Source organism: Pseudomonas sp. R3-52-08 (assembly GCF_003851745.1).
Classification (GTDB): domain Bacteria; phylum Pseudomonadota; class Gammaproteobacteria; order Pseudomonadales; family Pseudomonadaceae; genus Aquipseudomonas.
This window is the reverse complement of the sequence record NZ_CP027730.1, coordinates 5,078,589-5,096,224: the sequence shown is the minus strand read 5'-3', so window position 1 is coordinate 5,096,224 and position 17,636 is coordinate 5,078,589. Positions and strand designations below refer to the sequence as shown.

Annotated in this window: 12 protein-coding genes, 1 other RNA gene and 1 pseudogene; 6 read left to right on the top strand and 8 right to left on the bottom strand. The window is 55.7% G+C overall.

What is annotated here, in order from left to right:
* Nucleotides 1-3: 3 nt before the first annotated feature.
* Both moaA and C4J91_RS23455 read right to left on the bottom strand, forming a co-directional pair.
* Entirely contained in the window at nt 4-984 is a 981-nt protein-coding gene (gene moaA / locus C4J91_RS23460; RefSeq protein WP_372238316.1) for a GTP 3',8-cyclase MoaA, read from the bottom strand.
* Between the two features lie 265 nt (nt 985-1,249).
* Nucleotides 1,250-1,510, bottom strand: a complete 261-nt coding sequence (locus tag C4J91_RS23455) for a DUF6124 family protein (protein ID WP_124364463.1) — start codon at nt 1,508-1,510, stop codon at nt 1,250-1,252.
* A 683-nt stretch (nt 1,511-2,193) separates the two neighbouring features.
* Here C4J91_RS23455 and C4J91_RS27910 point away from each other — a divergent pair.
* From C4J91_RS27910 to C4J91_RS23430, 5 genes and pseudogenes are all read left to right on the top strand, one after another.
* Nucleotides 2,194-2,412 (top strand): annotated as a pseudogene (locus C4J91_RS27910) (hypothetical protein); the annotation flags it as partial.
* A gap of 19 nt (nt 2,413-2,431) precedes the next feature.
* Nucleotides 2,432-5,440 (top strand): type I restriction endonuclease subunit R, encoded by a 3,009-nt coding sequence (locus tag C4J91_RS23445; RefSeq protein WP_124364461.1) that lies wholly within the window; start codon nt 2,432-2,434, stop codon nt 5,438-5,440.
* The gene (locus tag C4J91_RS23440) at nt 5,430-6,656 is read left to right on the top strand and encodes a restriction endonuclease subunit S (protein WP_124364460.1); all 1,227 of its coding nucleotides are present in this window, start codon (nt 5,430-5,432) and stop codon (nt 6,654-6,656) included. Before C4J91_RS23445 ends, C4J91_RS23440 begins: the two co-directional genes overlap by 11 nt.
* Nucleotides 6,656-7,780: an AAA family ATPase gene (locus C4J91_RS23435; RefSeq protein ID WP_124364459.1), complete on the top strand. Its 1,125-nt coding sequence runs from the start codon at nt 6,656-6,658 to the stop codon at nt 7,778-7,780. Before C4J91_RS23440 ends, C4J91_RS23435 begins: the two co-directional genes overlap by 1 nt.
* Nucleotides 7,781-7,785: 5 nt before the next feature.
* Nucleotides 7,786-9,393, top strand: a complete 1,608-nt coding sequence (locus tag C4J91_RS23430) for a type I restriction-modification system subunit M (RefSeq protein WP_124364458.1) — start codon at nt 7,786-7,788, stop codon at nt 9,391-9,393.
* Nucleotides 9,394-9,797: 404 nt separating this feature from the next.
* Here C4J91_RS23430 and C4J91_RS23425 read toward each other — a convergent pair whose 3' ends face one another.
* The 5 genes from C4J91_RS23425 to C4J91_RS23405 all read right to left on the bottom strand — a co-directional run bounded on the left by C4J91_RS23425 (nt 9,798) and on the right by C4J91_RS23405 (nt 16,066).
* Complete coding sequence (locus C4J91_RS23425; protein ID WP_124364457.1) at nt 9,798-10,409, bottom strand: hypothetical protein; 612 nt, start codon at nt 10,407-10,409, stop codon at nt 9,798-9,800.
* Nucleotides 10,410-10,585: 176 nt separating this feature from the next.
* Nucleotides 10,586-10,982, bottom strand: a transfer-messenger RNA (tmRNA) gene (gene ssrA, locus C4J91_RS23420).
* A 93-nt stretch (nt 10,983-11,075) separates the two neighbouring features.
* Nucleotides 11,076-11,354, bottom strand: coding sequence for a hypothetical protein (locus C4J91_RS23415; RefSeq protein ID WP_124364456.1), 279 nt, complete (start codon nt 11,352-11,354; stop codon nt 11,076-11,078).
* A 136-nt stretch (nt 11,355-11,490) separates the two neighbouring features.
* Nucleotides 11,491-14,301 carry an FAD-binding and (Fe-S)-binding domain-containing protein gene (locus C4J91_RS23410; RefSeq protein ID WP_124364455.1) on the bottom strand — a complete coding sequence of 937 codons (2,811 nt, stop codon included), beginning with the start codon at nt 14,299-14,301 and terminating at the stop codon, nt 11,491-11,493.
* A 70-nt stretch (nt 14,302-14,371) separates the two neighbouring features.
* Nucleotides 14,372-16,066, bottom strand: a complete 1,695-nt coding sequence (locus C4J91_RS23405) for a lactate permease LctP family transporter (protein ID WP_124364454.1) — start codon at nt 16,064-16,066, stop codon at nt 14,372-14,374.
* Nucleotides 16,067-16,316: 250 nt separating this feature from the next.
* Between C4J91_RS23405 and C4J91_RS23400 the strand changes: the two genes are divergently transcribed.
* Nucleotides 16,317-17,084, top strand: a complete 768-nt coding sequence (locus tag C4J91_RS23400; RefSeq protein ID WP_124364453.1) for a GntR family transcriptional regulator — start codon at nt 16,317-16,319, stop codon at nt 17,082-17,084.
* A gap of 37 nt (nt 17,085-17,121) precedes the next feature.
* On the opposite strand, the gene smpB is transcribed toward C4J91_RS23400, so the two are convergent.
* Entirely contained in the window at nt 17,122-17,604 is a 483-nt protein-coding gene (gene smpB, locus C4J91_RS23395; RefSeq protein ID WP_003176160.1) for an SsrA-binding protein SmpB, read from the bottom strand.
* Nucleotides 17,605-17,636 lie beyond the last annotated feature (32 nt).

Below are 17,636 nucleotides of genomic sequence, written 5' to 3'. Positions count from 1 at the left end.
CGGTCAGCCGCCCGTCATGTTCATGAAGCGCACCACCTGCACCTCATCGTCGAGGGTGAAATTGTGCCGATAGGGCTTGAGTTTCATCGACTCCACAATCGCGCGCTCCAAACGTTGCGGTTCGCCCGGATAGCGCCGCAGTACCGCCTTGAGGTCGACCGAATGCTCGTTGCCCAGGCACAGCAACAGCCGGCCTTCGACGGTTAGGCGCACACGGTTGCAGGTGCCGCAAAAGTTGTGGCTGTGGGGCGAAATAAAGCCCAGGCGAATATGCGGCGCTTCGGCCAGGCGCCAATAGCGCGACGGCCCCTGGGTGGATTCTGCGGAGTCGATCAGCGTGTAGCGTTCGGCGATACGCTCGCGTACCTGCGCACTGGAATAAAACGCCTCGGCACGGCTGTGCTCGCTGATCACGCCCAATGGCATTTCTTCGATAAATGAAATATCCAGGCTGCGATCAATGGCGAAGGCCACGAGGTTGTTGATCTCGTGGTCGTTGCGACCTTTCATCACCACGCAATTGAGCTTGGTGCGCTGAAAACCCGCGGCATTCGCCGCATCGATACCCTCGATCACCTTGGCCAAGTCACCGGTGCGCGTCAGTTCACGAAAGCGCTTGGGGTCCAGACTGTCGAGGCTGATGTTCAAGCGCTTGAGCCCGGCATCGAACAACGGCGCGGCAAGTTTGCCCAGTTGCGAACCGTTGGTGGTCATGCACAACTCGCGCAGACCGGGCAGCGCGGCAATGCGCTTGCACAGCTCCACCACGCCCTGCCGAACCAAGGGTTCACCGCCGGTCAGACGGATCTTGCGCGTGCCCAGCGCGACAAAACTCTGCGCCAGTTGGTACAGCTCTTCCAGCGACAGAATCTGCTGGCGCGGCAGGAACTCCATGTCTTCGGCCATGCAATACACACAACGGAAATCGCAACGGTCGGTTACAGACATCCGGAGGTAGTCGACCCGGCGGGAAAAACTATCCATCAGGATTTGATCGGTCACTAAAAACCTCCGCGGCGACGTTGGGTATATACCCTGGCGCTTATATAGGCGGGTGATTCAGGCGAGGCTAACGGTGTTTTCTGCGGGCGTCTAATCACTCTTAGCGACTGGTTGATCGATGGGGTCTATGAGCGGTTGGTTGACGGGGCACAGGAGGCGGCGGAGCGGCGGGGTTCAATAGCGTACCTGTGGCGAGGGGGCTCGCTCGCCACAGGTACGGGTTGGTCGTTCAACTGACAGGGATGTTTTATGGATTTGCGCCAGGGGGCTGCATCGTGAATAACTGAGCGTCCAGCATCCGCTCCAGCAGCAACTCACCCAGCACGATCAGTTGCTGAGCACCCAGCAGCTTTTGGCGCTGCGAGCCTTCCAGTTCAAAGGCCAGATCGGTGGTCATGGCGTTCAGCGAGGCGAGGGTTTCACTGGCTTGGATAAGGAGGGTTTCGGCGGGGATGTCTGGGGCGAGGGTGAAGAGGGTTGTTGGGGGATTGGGGGTGATCTTTTTCATGATGAAACTCCCACACTGTTTAAGGAGCTACCGCCCCCTGCTGTCAAACAGGATTGGGTGGCAGCTGTACGCGGGTTGACAGACCGGAAGTGTAGGAACCCGGCGCACCCGAAGATGCCCCACGCACAGCCACCATGAACGAGGCGGAATGCGTAGAGCATGCCGTCTTACCAAGGGGTGTGAAAGGTTACACTTTTCGGCCTGTCAAAGCCGGTCGCTGATGAGCAGCGACGTGGGAAAGGTAGCGTGATGGAGCAGGGTGTGCCAGTTCATCGAGGGCGTGGTATGTTGAAGGAAAATTCTGAAGGCCCGTCTGCTGGGATTTTTAAAGCCCAGAAATAGCAAAACCCGTACAAGGCGAGTTTTGTCGATGCTTCGAATGGTGGGCCGGGGTAATCTGAAGCGGTAACTTATCCTATTGATTATTATAGTTAATGTTGTTTTTGTGCTTTGATTGGAATACCAAATGGAATACCTCATGAGATAGCACTCCGTTATCCCCGCCTGTATTCGATCTGAAAACCTTGCTTCGCATCCATGATAAGCAGTGATCTTCTCGCAGCAGTCGGGACAACGGGTAGCAATCGATCCGAGTCGGAAGGTGGCAACAGGCAGAAACCGGCCAAAAGCAGACGGTTGCCCTTTAAATAAAGCTGAGAATCATCTGGCCGGCCTCCACACACACGGATGCTGGCATCGCCGACCGCGACGAAGCCGTGCTCAACCAATGCCTGGGTCGCGACATTCAGGTGGCCGGACTGATCGGTAGCGGCTACGACAAGAACAGCATGGTCCTGGCCAAGCGCCATGGATTCTGCATCTCCGCGCAGCTCAACTGCAGGCCCTTTTCCGGTTGGCACGTGGAGATTCACAATAGTCATGTTTTACTACTGGCCATATGAAGATTGCAGAGCACCATCAATGAGTGAGCAAAAAATCGAACAAAGCTTTATCGACAAGCTAGTTGAGCTCAAATATACCTACCGCCCAGATATCACAGACCGCGCCTCACTGGAGCGCAACTTCCGCGAAAAATTCGAAGCGCTCAATCGCGTTCACCTCAGCGATGGCGAATTCGCGCGCCTGCTCGACGAGATCGTCACTCCCGATGTTTTCGCCGCAGCCCGCACCGTTCGCGAGCGTAATGCCTTCACCCGCGAAGACGGCACCCCGCTAAACTACACGCTGGTAAATATCAAGGACTGGTGCAAAAACACCTTCGAGGTCGTCAACCAGCTGCGCATTAACACCGACAACAGCCACCACCGCTTCGACGTTCTCATCCTCATCAACGGTGTTCCGTGCGTACAAGTGGAGCTGAAGACGCTTGGTATCAGCCCACGGCGAGCCATGGAGCAGATCGTCGAATACAAAAACGACCCCGGCAACGGCTATACCAAAACCCTGCTGTGCTTTCTCCAGCTGTTCATCGTCAGCAACCGCACTGACACCTGGTACTTCGCCAACAATAACGCCCGCCATTTCGGGTTCAACGCCGACGAGCGTTTTCTACCCATCTACCAGTTTGCCGACGAGGTGAACAAGAAAATCACTCACATCGACAGCTTCGCCGAGACCTTCCTCGTCAAATGCACACTCGGCCAAATACTCAGCCGCTACATGGTGCTAATTGCCAGCGAGCAAAAGCTCATGATGATGCGCCCGTATCAGGTCTATGCCGTCAAGGCCATCGTGGACTGCATCCATCAAAATTGCGGCAACGGCTACATCTGGCACACCACCGGCAGCGGCAAAACGCTCACATCTTTCAAAGCCTCAACCCTGCTCAAGGACAACCCTGACATCGAGAAATGCCTCTTTGTGGTGGACCGCAAAGACCTCGATCGCCAGACGCGCGAGGAGTTCAACAAGTTCCAAGAGGGCTGCGTCGAGGAAAACACCAACACCGGAGCACTCGTGCGTCGCCTGCTTTCCGAGGACTACGCCGACAAAGTCATCGTCACCACCATCCAGAAGCTCGGCCTCGCCCTGGATGAAAACAGCAAGCGCAATAAGCAGCGCAAAAGGAACGATCAGCTCACCTACAAAGAGCAGCTGGCCCCGCTGCGCGACAAACGCATTGTCTTCATCTTTGACGAATGCCACCGCTCCCAGTTTGGCGAGAACCACAAGGCCATCAAAGCCTTCTTCCCCAAGGCCCAACTATTCGGCTTCACCGGCACGCCCATCTTTGAAGACAATGCCTCCCGCGTTAAGGTGGAAGACCAGCAGGCCTGGTACCAAACAACAGAGGAACTCTTCCAGAAGCAACTGCACGCTTACACCATCACCCACGCCATTGAAGACGCAAATGTCCTGCGCTTCCATATCGATTACTTCAAGCCAGAAGGCAAAAAGATACCCAAGCCCGGCGAGGGCCTGGCCAAGCGAGCGGTCATCGAAGCTATCCTGGCCAAGCACGACATGGCCACCGGCCAGCGCCGTTTCAATGCCATCCTCGCCACCGCCAGCATTAACGATGCCATCGAATACCACGGACTGTTTGCCGATTTGCAAAGAGCCAAGCAGCTTGCCGACCCCGACTTTCGGCCGCTTAACATCGCCTGCGTGTTTTCGCCGCCCGCCGAGGGCGATGCTGATGTGAAGCAGATTCAGGAAGACCTACCGCAGGAAAAGCAAGACAACGAGGTAGACCCTGAGAGCAAAAAGGCTGCGCTGAAGGCCATCCTTGCCGACTACAACAACCGCTTCGGAACCAACCACAGCGTCAGTAACTTCGACCTCTACTACCAGGACGTGCAAAAGCGCATCAAAGACCAACAGTGGCCCAATACCGACCACCCGCACGCGCAGAAAATCGACATCACCATCGTGGTGGATATGCTCCTCACCGGCTTCGATTCCAAATACCTGAACACGCTCTACGTGGACAAACCCCTCAAGTACCACGGCTTGATCCAGGCCTTTTCGCGCACCAACCGCGTACTCAACAGCACCAAGCCCTACGGCAACATCCTCGACTTCCGCCAGCAGCAAGAGGCTGTGGATACCGCTATCACTCGGTTCTCTGGCGAAAAATCTGGCCCGCAGGCACGAGAAATCTGGCTGGTGGACAAGGCCCCCGTAGTTATTGAAAAACTGCAAGCTGCCGTGCAAAAGTTGGACGATTTCATGCAATCGCAGGGCCTCAGCTGCGCCCCCGAGGCTGTACCCAACCTCAAGGGCGACGAAGCCCGCGCAGCCTTCATCAGCCGCTTCAAGGAAGTGCAGCGAATCAAGACTCAGCTTGACCAATACACCGACCTCACTGAGGACAACGCAGTCGCTATTGAGCACATCCTGCCCAAGGAAAATCTGCTCGGCTTTCGCGGCGCTTATCTGGAAACGGCCCAGCGAATCAAGGCCCAGCAGGGCAAGGGCGGTAAAGACGCAGATGGCACAGCAGACGAGGTGGACCAGCTCGATTTCGAGTTCGTCCTCTTCGCCTCCGCTGTCATTGACTACGACTACATTGTGGGGCTCATGTCCCGCTTCTCGCAACAGGGTCCGGGCAAGCAGAAGATGAGCCGCGAGCAGCTTATCGGCCTGATCCAGGCCGATGCCAAGTTTATGAACGAACGCGAGGACATTGCTGCCTACATCGCAACGCTCAAAGCCGGAGAAGGTCTGAGTGAAACCGCCATCCGCGACGGCTATGCCCGGTTCAAAAAAGAAAAAGACTCCGTCGAACTCGCCGCCATCGCGAGCAAACACCACCTGCCCCCCGCAGCCCTACAAAGCTTTGTAGACAGCATCCTGCAACGCATGATCTTCGATGGGGAACAGCTTAGCGACCTTATGGCCCCGCTGGAGCTTGGCTGGAAAGCCCGCACCAAGGCCGAACTGGCCCTCATGGAAGATTTACACCCCCTACTCAGCAAACGTGCCCAAGGCCGCGATATATCAGGACTCAGCGCGTATGAGCAGTAAGACAAAAAGCACGAGCCAAAGCGAAAACGGCCAATCCACGCTGATGCCAAAACTGCGTTTTCCGCAGTTTCGAAACGCGGAGGGTTGGCGTGTTAGGAAACTCAACGAATTGTTATTTGAGGCGAAACATCGAAATAGGACACTCGAACTTGGCCCAAGCGATGTGCTGTCGGTGTCTGGAGAGCATGGCTGCGTCAATCAAATCGAATTTATGGGACGCTCATATGCGGGAGTGAGCGTGAAGGACTATCACGTTGTTGAGCACGGTGACATTGTTTACACAAAGAGCCCGCTGAAAAGGAACCCTTTCGGCATAATCAAAGAAAACAAAGGGAAGCGAGGTATCGTTTCGACCCTATATGCCGTCTATCGGCCTTTCCAAAGTTGCTCTGCAACGTACTTGGATCACTTCTTCTCCGGAGATTTCAACCTAAATTCGTATTTGCAGCCCATTGTAAAAAAGGGCGCCAAGAATGACATGAAAGTAAATAATGCAGATGTTCTCAAAGGAGATATCTGTGTTCCCGAACTGAAAGAGCAACAAAAAATCGCTGATTGCCTTGATTCGGTAGACGAGCTGCTTGCCTTGCAAGCCAGGAAAGTTGACGCACTCAGGAACCATAAAAAAGGGCTGATGCAGCAACTTTTTCCCCGTGAGGGAGAAACTCAACCTAGTCTGCGCTTCTCCGAATTCCGAGAACCATGGGCCGAGAGCCAACTAAACTATCTTTGCAGCAGTATTTCATCGGGCCGAGATCAGCTTGACCCTGATGGAGCCTTTGATCTTTACGGTTCGACTAGTGTAATTGGCAAAACGAAAAACCCGAGCTTTAGCGGTGAGCGAATATTAGTCGCCAGGGTAGGCGCGAACGCCGGGCTATTGACTAAAGCGGAAGGTGCGTTTGGTGTAACTGACAACACTCTTGTGCTCAGCCTCAAGCCCTCAACCAATATTGATTTCCTCTTTCAGTATCTAGGAAAAATAAATATAAATAGGCTGATTTTCGGTTCAGGACAACCATTGATAACAGGAAGTATTTTGAAAAACCTGCCAATTCTGGTGCCATCCGATTTGGAACAACAAAAAATTTCCGCCTGCCTCTCGTCGCTTGATGATCTGATCGTTGCCCAAAGCTGCAAGCTCGATACCATAAAGAGCCATAAAAAGGGGTTGATGCAGAAAATTTTTCCATTGCCAGAAGAGGTCGAAGCGTAATGCCACGGTCTTTTGCCAATTTAAAGGATTTAGCATCCCATCTGCGCCAAGAGCTGACGAGCAAAAAATTTGTCATTCTCTACGCTTATAACGGCACTGGAAAAACACGCCTCTCTACAACTTTTAAGGACTCAGGCAAGGTCGACGATCAGCCTGACACCCTTTATTTCAATGCGTTCACCGAAGATCTTTTTTATTGGGACAACGACCTCGAAGAAGATCGTGAGCGGAAGCTTAAAATAAACCGAAACTCGCGTTTCATCACCGCACTGTGGGAACTGGAGATGGAAACCCGTATCCGTCCCTTCCTCGATCGCTATGCGGACTTTGATTTTCGAATCGATACCGACAATTGGGAGGTGATCTTTTCTCGAAAGGTGACGAATCCAAATTTTGACGAGAATGTAGCGAATCCCCTCGAAGAACGGACCCAGATGGAAACACACATTAAGGTTTCCCGCGGCGAGGAGAATATTTTCATCTGGTGCTTCTTTCTTGCTGTCGTTCAGCTCGTCCTGGACGGAGCGGATACCTATAGCTGGGTAAAATACATTTATATCGACGACCCGATTTCCTCCCTCGACGAGCACAACGCAATCACGGTAGCGAATCATCTAGCACAGTTGTTAACGAGGACAGACAAGGGGCCGAGGACGGTTGTTTCGTCGCATCACGTTCTGTTCTTTAACGTCTTAAGCAATGAGTTGAAAAACAAGGCTCATCGGCACTTCCTCAAAAAGGGAGCAACGTCAGATAACTATATACTTGAAGATACGACCAGTAAGCCATTTCTGCACCATCTTGCAACGTTGGTAGAGCTGAACGAATTACTGTCGTCAGGTGCCCTGTACACACACCATTTCAATATGCTGCGCCGCGTCATGGAGCAAACAGCTAACTTTTTCGGTTTGAATAGCTGGAATGAATGCATCAGGGTTGAAGAAGATGATCCCGACAGGACACTACATAAGCGAATCATCGACTTAATGAGTCACGGCGATTATTCGTTGTACGAGCCGAGGGAAATGATGGACGAGAACAAAGATCACTTTCGGAGGATCTTCCGAACATTTATTGCTACCCATCCCTTTAACGAGATGCTGTTTTCCAGCGAAGCGAATTAATTACCATGTCCGAACAAAACCAAATACAACTGGGCAAGACCCTCTGGGCCATTGCCGACCAATTGCGCGGGGCCATGGATGCGGATGATTTCCGCGACTACATGCTGTCCTTTCTCTTCTTGCGCTACCTGTCAGACAACTATGAAGCGGCGGCAAAGAAGGAGCTAGGCAGCGATTACCCCAAGGTTGAAGGTGACGATCGACGTGTACCACTGGCCCTTTGGTACGCCAATAGCCCGGACGACATCATCGAATTTGAAAAGCAGATGCGCCGCAAGGTGCATTACGTCATCGAGCCGCTGCATCTGTGGAACAGCATTGCCAATATGGCCCGCACTCAGAACGGTGAACTGCTCAACACACTGCAGGAGGGTTTCAAATACATCGAAACCGAGTCTTTCGAGAGCACCTTTCAGGGTCTGTTCTCGGAAATTGACTTGAGCTCCCCAAAGCTGGGCAAAAACTACACGGATCGCAACTCCAAGCTCTGCAGCATCATTCAAAAAATCGCTGAGGGTCTGGCGGACTTCTCCACGAACATTGATGCGCTGGGCGATGCCTATGAATACCTAATCGGTCAGTTTGCCGCTGGCTCAGGCAAGAAGGCGGGAGAGTTCTACACGCCCCAGCAAATTTCCGACATCCTTTCCACCATCGTGACCCTCGACAGCCAGGATCCGAAAACTGGTCGTAAGCAGCGCCTGGAAAGCGTGATGGACTTCGCCTGCGGCTCCGGTTCGTTGCTGCTTAATGTCCGCAAGCGCATGGGATCGCATGGAATTGGCAAGATTTACGGTCAGGAAAAGAACATCACCACCTACAACCTGGCCCGCATGAACATGCTGCTGCACGGGGTTAAGGACACCGAGTTCGAGATCTATCATGGCGACACCCTGACCAACGACTGGGACATCCTGCGCGAGTTGAATCCCGCCAAAAAACCCGCGTTCGACGCCATCGTGGCCAACCCACCCTTCAGCTACCGCTGGGAGCCCACCGATGCCCTGGCCGACGACGTGCGCTTCAAAAACCACGGCCTGGCCCCCAAATCGGCTGCCGACTTTGCCTTTCTGCTGCATGGCTTTCACTTCCTGAAAGACGAGGGCGTGATGGCCATCATCCTGCCCCACGGCGTGCTATTCCGTGGCGGAGTTGAGGAACGCATCCGCACCAAGCTGCTAAAGGACGGCCACATCGACACCGTGATCGGCTTGCCATCCAACCTTTTTTACTCCACCGGTATCCCGGTTTGCATTCTCGTGCTAAAAAAATGCAAGCAACCGGACGACGTGCTGTTCATCAACGCGGCTGAGCACTTCGTTAAAGGCAAGCGCCAGAACCAGCTGACGGATGAGAACATCGCCAAGATCATCGAGACTTACCAGTTTCGCAAGGAAGAGCCCCGCTACGCCCGCCGGGTGACGATGGAGGAGATCGAGAAGCACGACTACAACCTGAATATCTCTCGCTACATCAGCACGGCCAGCGCAGAGGTAGAGATTGACTTACAAATCGTGAATGCCGAACTGGTCACACTGGAAAAAACCATTCAGGAGGCACGGGAAAAACACAATGCGTTCCTAAAAGAGCTAGGCCTGCCAGCCTTAGTGTGAACCGCAAAGTGATTCAATCAGACCGCATAACAAGGCACTGCACGTACTGCACTGCTTTGTTGTGCGCTTACAAATCACAACTACCCCGCCAACCTCTTACTAGTGCCTGTTCCAGCCTAGCCATAGTACGCTCGATATTCCCCAGTTTATCCAGCCCGAACAGTTGGATTGTAAGTTTGCTCATTCGCTCTGTACCCAGAGGTGAGGCACGACCCCCTCGGTCTGCGCAGCGAGCACCAGTTGGATGTTTTGGAAAGATGTCGTGCCAGAAAACGCCTAGCATCACATTGCGGTACGAGATGGTCAGCCGACCAATGGCGACTTCAATGGCGCGCTAACCGACCCTGATTTACGTTGAATGGGCGTCGGTACAAGATCGGATGCTCCCCGCTTCATGGGCCCTCCTATATCTCCATCGTTGACCAGTAGTCGATTGTCTTGCAGTCAATCTTCTTGATCAGCCGGTTGTAGATATCAGTCCTGATTCCGCCCTTCTCGCCCATTGTCTTAACGTTCGATGCATACGATTGCAGCGCGATTTTCATGAAACCGTTGGAGCTAAGAGACTTTAGGTGCAGCAAAGTTTTTTGATCAGCAAAAACCTCAGCGCCCACAAGGTCCATCGTCCTATTGGATGTGTTGAAATTCTTCTGTTTTTTGAAGTCCAGCGCATGCATCAGCTCGTGGTGGAGAGAGTTGTATCTCCAGAGCCAAACGAGGTCTTCTCGAGTCCCTTCAGGCATGCAGTTTTCGTTGACGAACACGGCACTATGACCCCTACCAGCCAACAGAAAATTTATCGTGATCCCTCCCGCCCCTTCTATGCCGTACTTTTCTAAGTCAGCTGCGTCATCGTTGAAGTAGAGTTTTTCATCGTATCTAACCTTACAGATGTCCAAAAGGTCGGTGTGCTCACTCATCTGCTTGGAGGGAACGAGATATACATCCGATGTTAGGCCAGCATACCGACTGGCTAGTTTTCTGTACGCATCCTCAAAGACTTCAACACCGAGCATCATTCAGATCCTTGCGCTTGAGCGACTTATCGTTGCGAATTTTGTTCGCCTGGGAAGCCTCGTACGAAATCGGTCGAGGCTATCATTAAGCTGGCATAACCGAGCCAAAACCAACCATTCAGGCACAAAAAAGGCACTCGCGATAAACGCTAAGTGCCTGATTTGTATAGCTTATTTGGTGGAGCCGGGGGGATTTGAACCCCCGTCCGCCAGTACTCCGCTGTCGGTACTACATGCGTAGCCGTTTCTATTAAGTTAACCCTCAGCGACCCGAAGGGCAGGGTGCTTTGGGCGAGTTGTGTAAGTTTTAGCCGCTTCGTCCACAACGTACTGCACGGCGATTCTGTTCTATATGACAATCACTTTGGGTTTACAGACATCCCCTGGTGATTGCTGGACCCGAAGGTACCAGAAGCTCAGGGCTAAGGCTGCTTACGCAGCGAGAGCGAATTCCTGGCCGTAGTTTTCGTCATTGGCAACTATAAGAAGTTGCAACAGTGGATTTACGAGTTCTGTTACCAACTCGGCATGCACCTAAAGTTTCGCGACCGGCGTCGAATCCTAAACGGCCCCGTGCTTGTAACTCGTTGTTTCTAGTGAGTGACAAGCTTGTGTAGTGTACGCCAAACCTTCACGAAAGGCCAACCCGAAGGTCGGCCCTATCGCTTACTGACCGCCTTTGTCGCCGTTCTGCAGGTCTTGTAGGGCCTTGGAGGTGATTTCGATGCACTTCTTGTCATCACCAGCAGCGTGCGCCGCTTTGGCTTGGGAGACCGCAGTGTCTATCTCGCCGCTTTTGCCACTGGTGTCGGTGGCGAGCAGCGCTTTACCGTTGTTGATTTTGTCCAGGTTGATTTTGCACAGGTCAGGCTCACCGGCCGCAAAAACAGGGGATGCCAGCATCGCAGCGGTAATGAACAAGCCAGCAAGAGCGGAACGCTTCATAGGGTATCTCCTTGCACGATTGGGCTCGACGCTGCTGGCGTTGGGGGCCTGCCAGCGACATCACGGATGAGCCTCGTTTGTCGAGGCCTATGCAAATGACTACGCCGGCGCGCAGGGGTTCTGTTTTTTTGCAGGCTTAATGGGCGCGGGCCTGGGTTACGCGGTCTACGAGGTACACCAAACCGTGATAATCGATGCCGCCGTGCTGGCTCAGGCCGATCTCGCAGGTGCGGCTGGTGGAGATGCCTTCGCTGCACTGTTGCACCGCCTCCTTGAGGGTGCGCAGTGCGTGGGCGTTGAGTTCTGGCGTGGTAAAGCCTTTGTCGCCGGCAAAACCGCAGCAGTGGATGCCTTCGGGGATGACCACGGTTTTGGCGCAGCGCCGGGCGAGGTCAATCAGCGCTTGGCTTTCACCCAGGTGTTGGGTGCTGCAGGTCACATGGACGGCAATCGGCGCCTCTTGCGGCGTGAAGTCGAGGCGGTCCATCAGGTGGGTGCGGATAAAGCGTACCGGGTCGTAGAGGTCCAGGCGTGTCTCGCCCAGGTCTTGCATCAGGCGCAGGGTGCACGGGCTGGTGTCGCAATAGATCGGGTCGAGGCCGCCACGGCTGGCGTGGAGCAGGGCGCCGAGCAGTTCCTGGCGCTTGTGCTCTGCCTGTTCGGCATAGCCTTTGGAGGCGAAGGGTTGGCCGCAGCACAGGTTGTCTTGATGGTCGGGAAAGACTACCTGGTAACCGGCTTTTTCCAGCAGGCCACGGGTTTTGTCGTACAGCGACATTTGCTCTTTATCCCCCGCCGACGGGCCCATGGCGCGTGAGACACAGGCCGCCAGGTAGACTACTCGTGGTCGCTCGTCGGTGACGGCCGGGCTGAAGCGAATGGCTTTTTCCGGTTGCGGCATGGCGTTGGTCCATTGTGGGACCTGGCCCTTGGACAGCCGGGTGACGGTGGCCGATAACTTTGCCAGGCGCGGCGCTCCCAGCAGCATGCGCGCGCCGTTGGCGACATGCAGGGTGAAGCGCGCACCTTGCAGCGCAGTGGCGAAATGGGTGGCGAGCCATTCGGCGGTTTTCGTACGGTCGGCGTCGCGGCTGCGCAGCTTTTTCACCAGGTCGCCGGTATTGATGCCGACAGGGCAGCGTTGGGCGCACAGCCCGGTGGCGGCGCAGGTGTCGATGCCTTGGTAGTGGTAGGCGGTTTCCAATTCGGTAGTGTCGACGCCGGCGCGTTGTTTGGCCTGGATATCGCGCCAGATCACAATGCGTTGGCGCGGGCTCAAGGTCAGGCCTTTGGACGGGCACACCGGCTCGCAGAAGCCGCATTCGATGCACTTATCCACAAGCTCGTCGGCGGCGGGCAGGGGCTTGAGGTGCTTGAGATGAATCTGCGGGTCATCGCTGAGCACCACATCCGGGTTGAGGATGCCGTTGGGGTCGAGCAGGCGCTTGAGCTGCCACATCAGCTGATAGGCATCGCTGCCCCATTCCAGCTCGACAAACGGCGCCATGTTGCGGCCAGTGCCGTGTTCGGCTTTCAGCGAGCCGCCGAATTCAACCGCCACCAGCTGTGCAACGTCGTCCATGAACGCCTGATAGCGTGCGATTTCTTCCGCGCTGTTGAAGCCTTGAGTGAAGACGAAATGCAGATTGCCTTCCAGCGCGTGTCCGAAAAGGATGGCTTCGTCGTAGTGGTGTTTGTCGAACAGTTCGATCAAACGATTAACGCCAATCGCCAGTTGTTCAACCGGGAAGGTGACGTCTTCGATGATGACGGTCGTGCCGGTTTTGCGCACGGCGCCCACGGCGGGAAAAGTGTCTTTGCGGATTGCCCAGAGCCGGGCGTTTTCCAGCGGGTCCTCGGTGAAGTCGACCTGTTTCTCCACCGGAAACGCTGCCAGGGAGGCCATGATCAGCGCCATGTGTTCATGCAGTAATGAAGGGGAGGCGGCGCGGGATTCGATCAACAGCGCGCAGGCATTATCCGACAGGTGCTGTACGAACGCCGGCATACCCGGTTTGTCCTGTACCGAGCGCAGGCTGCGCCGGTCCAGCAGCTCAACCGCCGAGACCGGTTGGGTTTTCAGCACAGTTACCGCGTTGCAGCAGGTCTCGACATCCGGGAACACGATCAGCGCCGAGGCTTTGTTCGGGTGATCGATCACCGTGTTGTAGGTCACCGCGCTGATAAACCCTAGCGTGCCCTCGGAGCCCACCAGCAGATGGCTGAGGATGTCCAGCGGGTCATCAAAATCCACCAGGGCATTGAGCGACAGGCCAGTGGTATTTTTCAGACGGTATTTGTGGCGAATCTTTGCGCAAAGTTCGGCATTTGCCCGCGTTTCGCGGCCCAGTGTTGCCAGGCGTTCGAGCAGCGCGCCGTGGGTCTGGCGGAAGGCTTGGACGCTGGCAGAGTCTTCGGTGTCCAGGCGGCTGCCGTCGGCCAGAACCAGACGCATACCGGCCAGGGTGTGGTAGGTATTTTGTGCCGTACCGCAGCACATGCCACTGGCGTTGTTAGCGACGATGCCGCCGATTTTGCAGGCATTGATCGACGCCGGGTCCGGCCCGATCTTGCGCCCGAATGGCGCAAGCCAGGCATTGGCCTGGGCGCCGATGACGCCCGGTTGCAGGCGGATCTGCGTGCCATGCCCGCGTATTTCGCGGCCATTCCACTGCTCCCCCAGCACGATCAGCACCGAGTCGCTGATGGCCTGGCCGGACAAGCTGGTGCCCGCCGCGCGGAAGGTCACGGGGACGCGGTCGCGCTGGGCCAGTTGCAGCAGCGTGACGACTTCGTCTTCCGACTCAACCCGAATCACCAACTGTGGGATCAATCGGTAAAAGCTGGCATCGGTGCCGAAGGCGAGGGTGGAAAGTGGATCGTCGAATCGCCGATCCTTCGGAATCAGCTGTGCGACGTCGCTCAGGAATGCTGCAGGCAGGCTCATCGGTCCTCCAGAAATAGCTGACGCCGGAACCGTTGTCCGGCGTCGGTTTTTACCCTATTGCGTGCAGGTCTCAGTGCACCAGCATACCGGTGAACCAATATGCCTGCGCCAAGGTGATCAACCCGACGAGGGTGGCAAAAAACAGGCTGTGCTTGAGGGTGAAGCGGAACAGGTCGGATTCCTTGCCCACCAGGCCGGTCGCCGCACAGGCCACGGCGATCGATTGCGGCGAAATCATTTTACCGGTCACGCCACCACTGGTATTGGCCGCTACCAGTAAAGTGTCGTTAACGCCGATCTGGTGCGCGGTGGTGGCTTGCAACGAGCTGAACAGTGCGTTGGACGAGGTGTCCGAGCCTGTCAGGAAAACCCCAAGCCAACCGAGGAAAGGCGAGAAGAACGGGAAGGCAGCGCCTGTGCCGGCCAGGACTAAGGCCATGGTGGAGGACATGCCCGAGTAGTTGGTGACAAAGGCGAAGGCCAGCACCATACCGATGGACAGGATTGGCCAGCGCAGCTCATAGAAGGTTTCTTTTAAAGTGGTAAGACCAGTTTTGAAGTCTATTTTCAGGACTGCCATCGAGATCAGCGCCGAAAAGAAAATCGCGGTACCGGTTGCTGAGATCGGGTCCAGCTTGAATACGGCCGGGATGGCGGTGGGGTTCGTTACGATTGGTGCGACTTTGATCACCAGTTGGTCCAGGTGCGGGATCGCCACGTTGAATACCCAGCTGTACATCGAGCCGCCTGCGGCGAACATCGCTTTGAAGGGTTTGAGTGTCCAGATGGTGACCAGCACGGTGAGGATCAGGAACGGCGACCATGCCTTGAAAATCTGCCCCAGGCTGTACGGCGAAACAACGGTGTTGCGCGGCAGGCCGAAGCCGCCAGCGCTGGCGGTAACCGCCGTGCTCGAGGTGGCACCGGCGATCTGCGCGCCGGCGCTGCGCTTGGGCTGCCAGACTTTCAGGAATAGGGTCAGGGCGATCAGGCTGGCCAATGCCGAGGTGATGTCCGGCAGTTCCGGGCCGATGAAGTTGGATGTGAAATATTGCGTGACGGCGAAGCTCAGGCCCGCCACCAGGGCAGCGGGCCAGGTTTCGCGAACGCCGCGCAGGCCGTCCATCATGAACACCAGCCAGAAGGGCACGAACAGCGACAGCAGCGGCAGTTGGCGGCCGGTCATGGCACCGATCTTGAAGGCGTCGATGCCGGTGACTTGGCCTGCAACGATGATCGGGATGCCCAGCGCGCCAAAAGCGACTGGGGCGGTGTTGGCAATCAGGCACAGGCCGGCGGCGTAGAGCGGGTTGAAACCCAGGCCGACCAGTAAGGCGGCGGTGATTGCCACGGGCGCACCGAAACCGGCCGCACCTTCGAGGAACGCGCCGAAGCAGAAACCGATCAGCAGTACCTGCAAACGTTGATCGTCGGTAATCGACAGGACCGAGCTGCGGATCACTTCGAACTGACCGCTCTTGACCGTCAACTTGTAGAGAAATACCGCCGCCACGATGATCCACGCAATCGGCCACAAACCATAGGCAAAGCCGTAGCCGGCGGCAGCCAGGGCCATGTCTACCGGCATCTGGAAGGCAAAGATGGCGACCAGGATCGACAGCGCGAGGGTGATGCTGCCAGCCACGTGCCCCTTGAGACGGAACACGGCCAGGGCCAGGAAGAAAAATACGATGGGAATAACGGCGGCCAGTGCGGATACACCGAGACTGCCGAGAGGGCTGTAGAGCTGTTGCCAGGTTTGCATATGGGGTGGCCCCTGATTGTTGTTGTTTGTATGGCTTGGGTAATTGGTAATACCAATTTACAACCGCTGTTGGCTAGATTAAGAGGCTTGTTGGGGGTGTGTCAATTTGCCGCCCGCGAAACTTTGGTCGTACAGCCGGGCGTGGTTGTTCTGATGGGGTGAATCGAAGGCGTTCTGATAGGTGCCGCGAGCGCGGCGATAGGCCAGAATAGAAGCCCCGGCGAGTGGTCGGGATGGTGGAGAGTGGGTTATGGGGTTTGATCAGGTGCGTCAGCGCCGTTTGTCTGACGATATCGTCGAGCAACTTGAGGGCATGATCCTTGAGGGCACGTTGAAGTCGGGCGAGCGCTTGCCGGCCGAACGTGCTTTGGCTGAGCAATTTGGCGTGTCACGGCCATCGCTGCGAGAAGCGATCCAGAAGCTGGCGGCCAAAGGGTTGTTGGTCAGTCGTCAAGGCGGTGGCAACTATGTCGTGGAATCCCTGGGGTCGACCTTTAGTGATCCTCTGTTGAATCTGTTGGAAAACAACCCTGAAGCTCAACGGGACCTGTTGGAGTTTCGCCAGACACTGGAAGCTTCTTGCGCGTATTACGCGGCATTACGAGCAACGGAAGTTGACCGTGAGCGGCTGACGGCGGCTTTCGAAGCGTTGCAGGATTGTTATGCCCGGGCCGATGAGGTGAGTCGAGTGGAGGAGGGCGCCGCAGATGCGCGGTTTCATCTGGCCATTGCGGAAGCGAGCCATAACGCTGTGTTGCTGCATACCATTCGTGGGCTGTTCGATTTGCTCAAGCGTAACGTGGTGACCAACATTGGCGGCATGTATCAGCAGCGCACCGAGACCCGCGACATGCTGATCAGTCAGCATCGCGACCTGTATTTGGCAATTATCGAAGGGCGGGCCGAGCAGGCGCGCGAAATTTCAACACGTCACCTGCTGTATGTGCAGGAAGTGCTGGAGGAGGTGCGTCAGGAGGTTCAGCGCGTGGCCCGGGCGGAGCGACGTAAAGGCATGTAGCCTCGGGCGAGTTGCCCGAGGCTACAGGGTCACAAGGTTATTCTTCCTTGCCCTTGTTGCGCACCGCGCGATGCAATTCGCGATTGGAGTCGCGCTCGCGTTCGGTATCGCGTTTGTCGTATTCCTTCTTGCCCTTGCCCAGCGCAATCTCGCACTTGACCAGGTGCTTGCTCCAGTACCAGGACAAGCAGATGCAGGCGTAGCCTTTCTGTTGCACTGCCGCAGCGAGTTTTTCCAGCTCGCGGGCGTTGAGCAGCAGCTTGCGCGTGCGCACCGGGTCGGCAATTACATGGGTGCTCGCGGTGGTCAGCGGGGTGATATGACTGCCAAGCAGCCATGCCTCGCCATCCTTGAGCAGCACATAGCTGTCGACCAGCTGCAGCTTGCTGGCACGCAGACTCTTTACTTCCCAGCCGGCCAGGACCAGACCAGCCTCGAACCGATGTTCGATGAAGTAATCGTGTCGCGCTTTTTTATTTTGCGCGATGGTCCCTGTGGGGTGTTTCTTTTGTTTAGCCATAGGGGCGGCATTATAGGGAGTTGCGAGCGAGT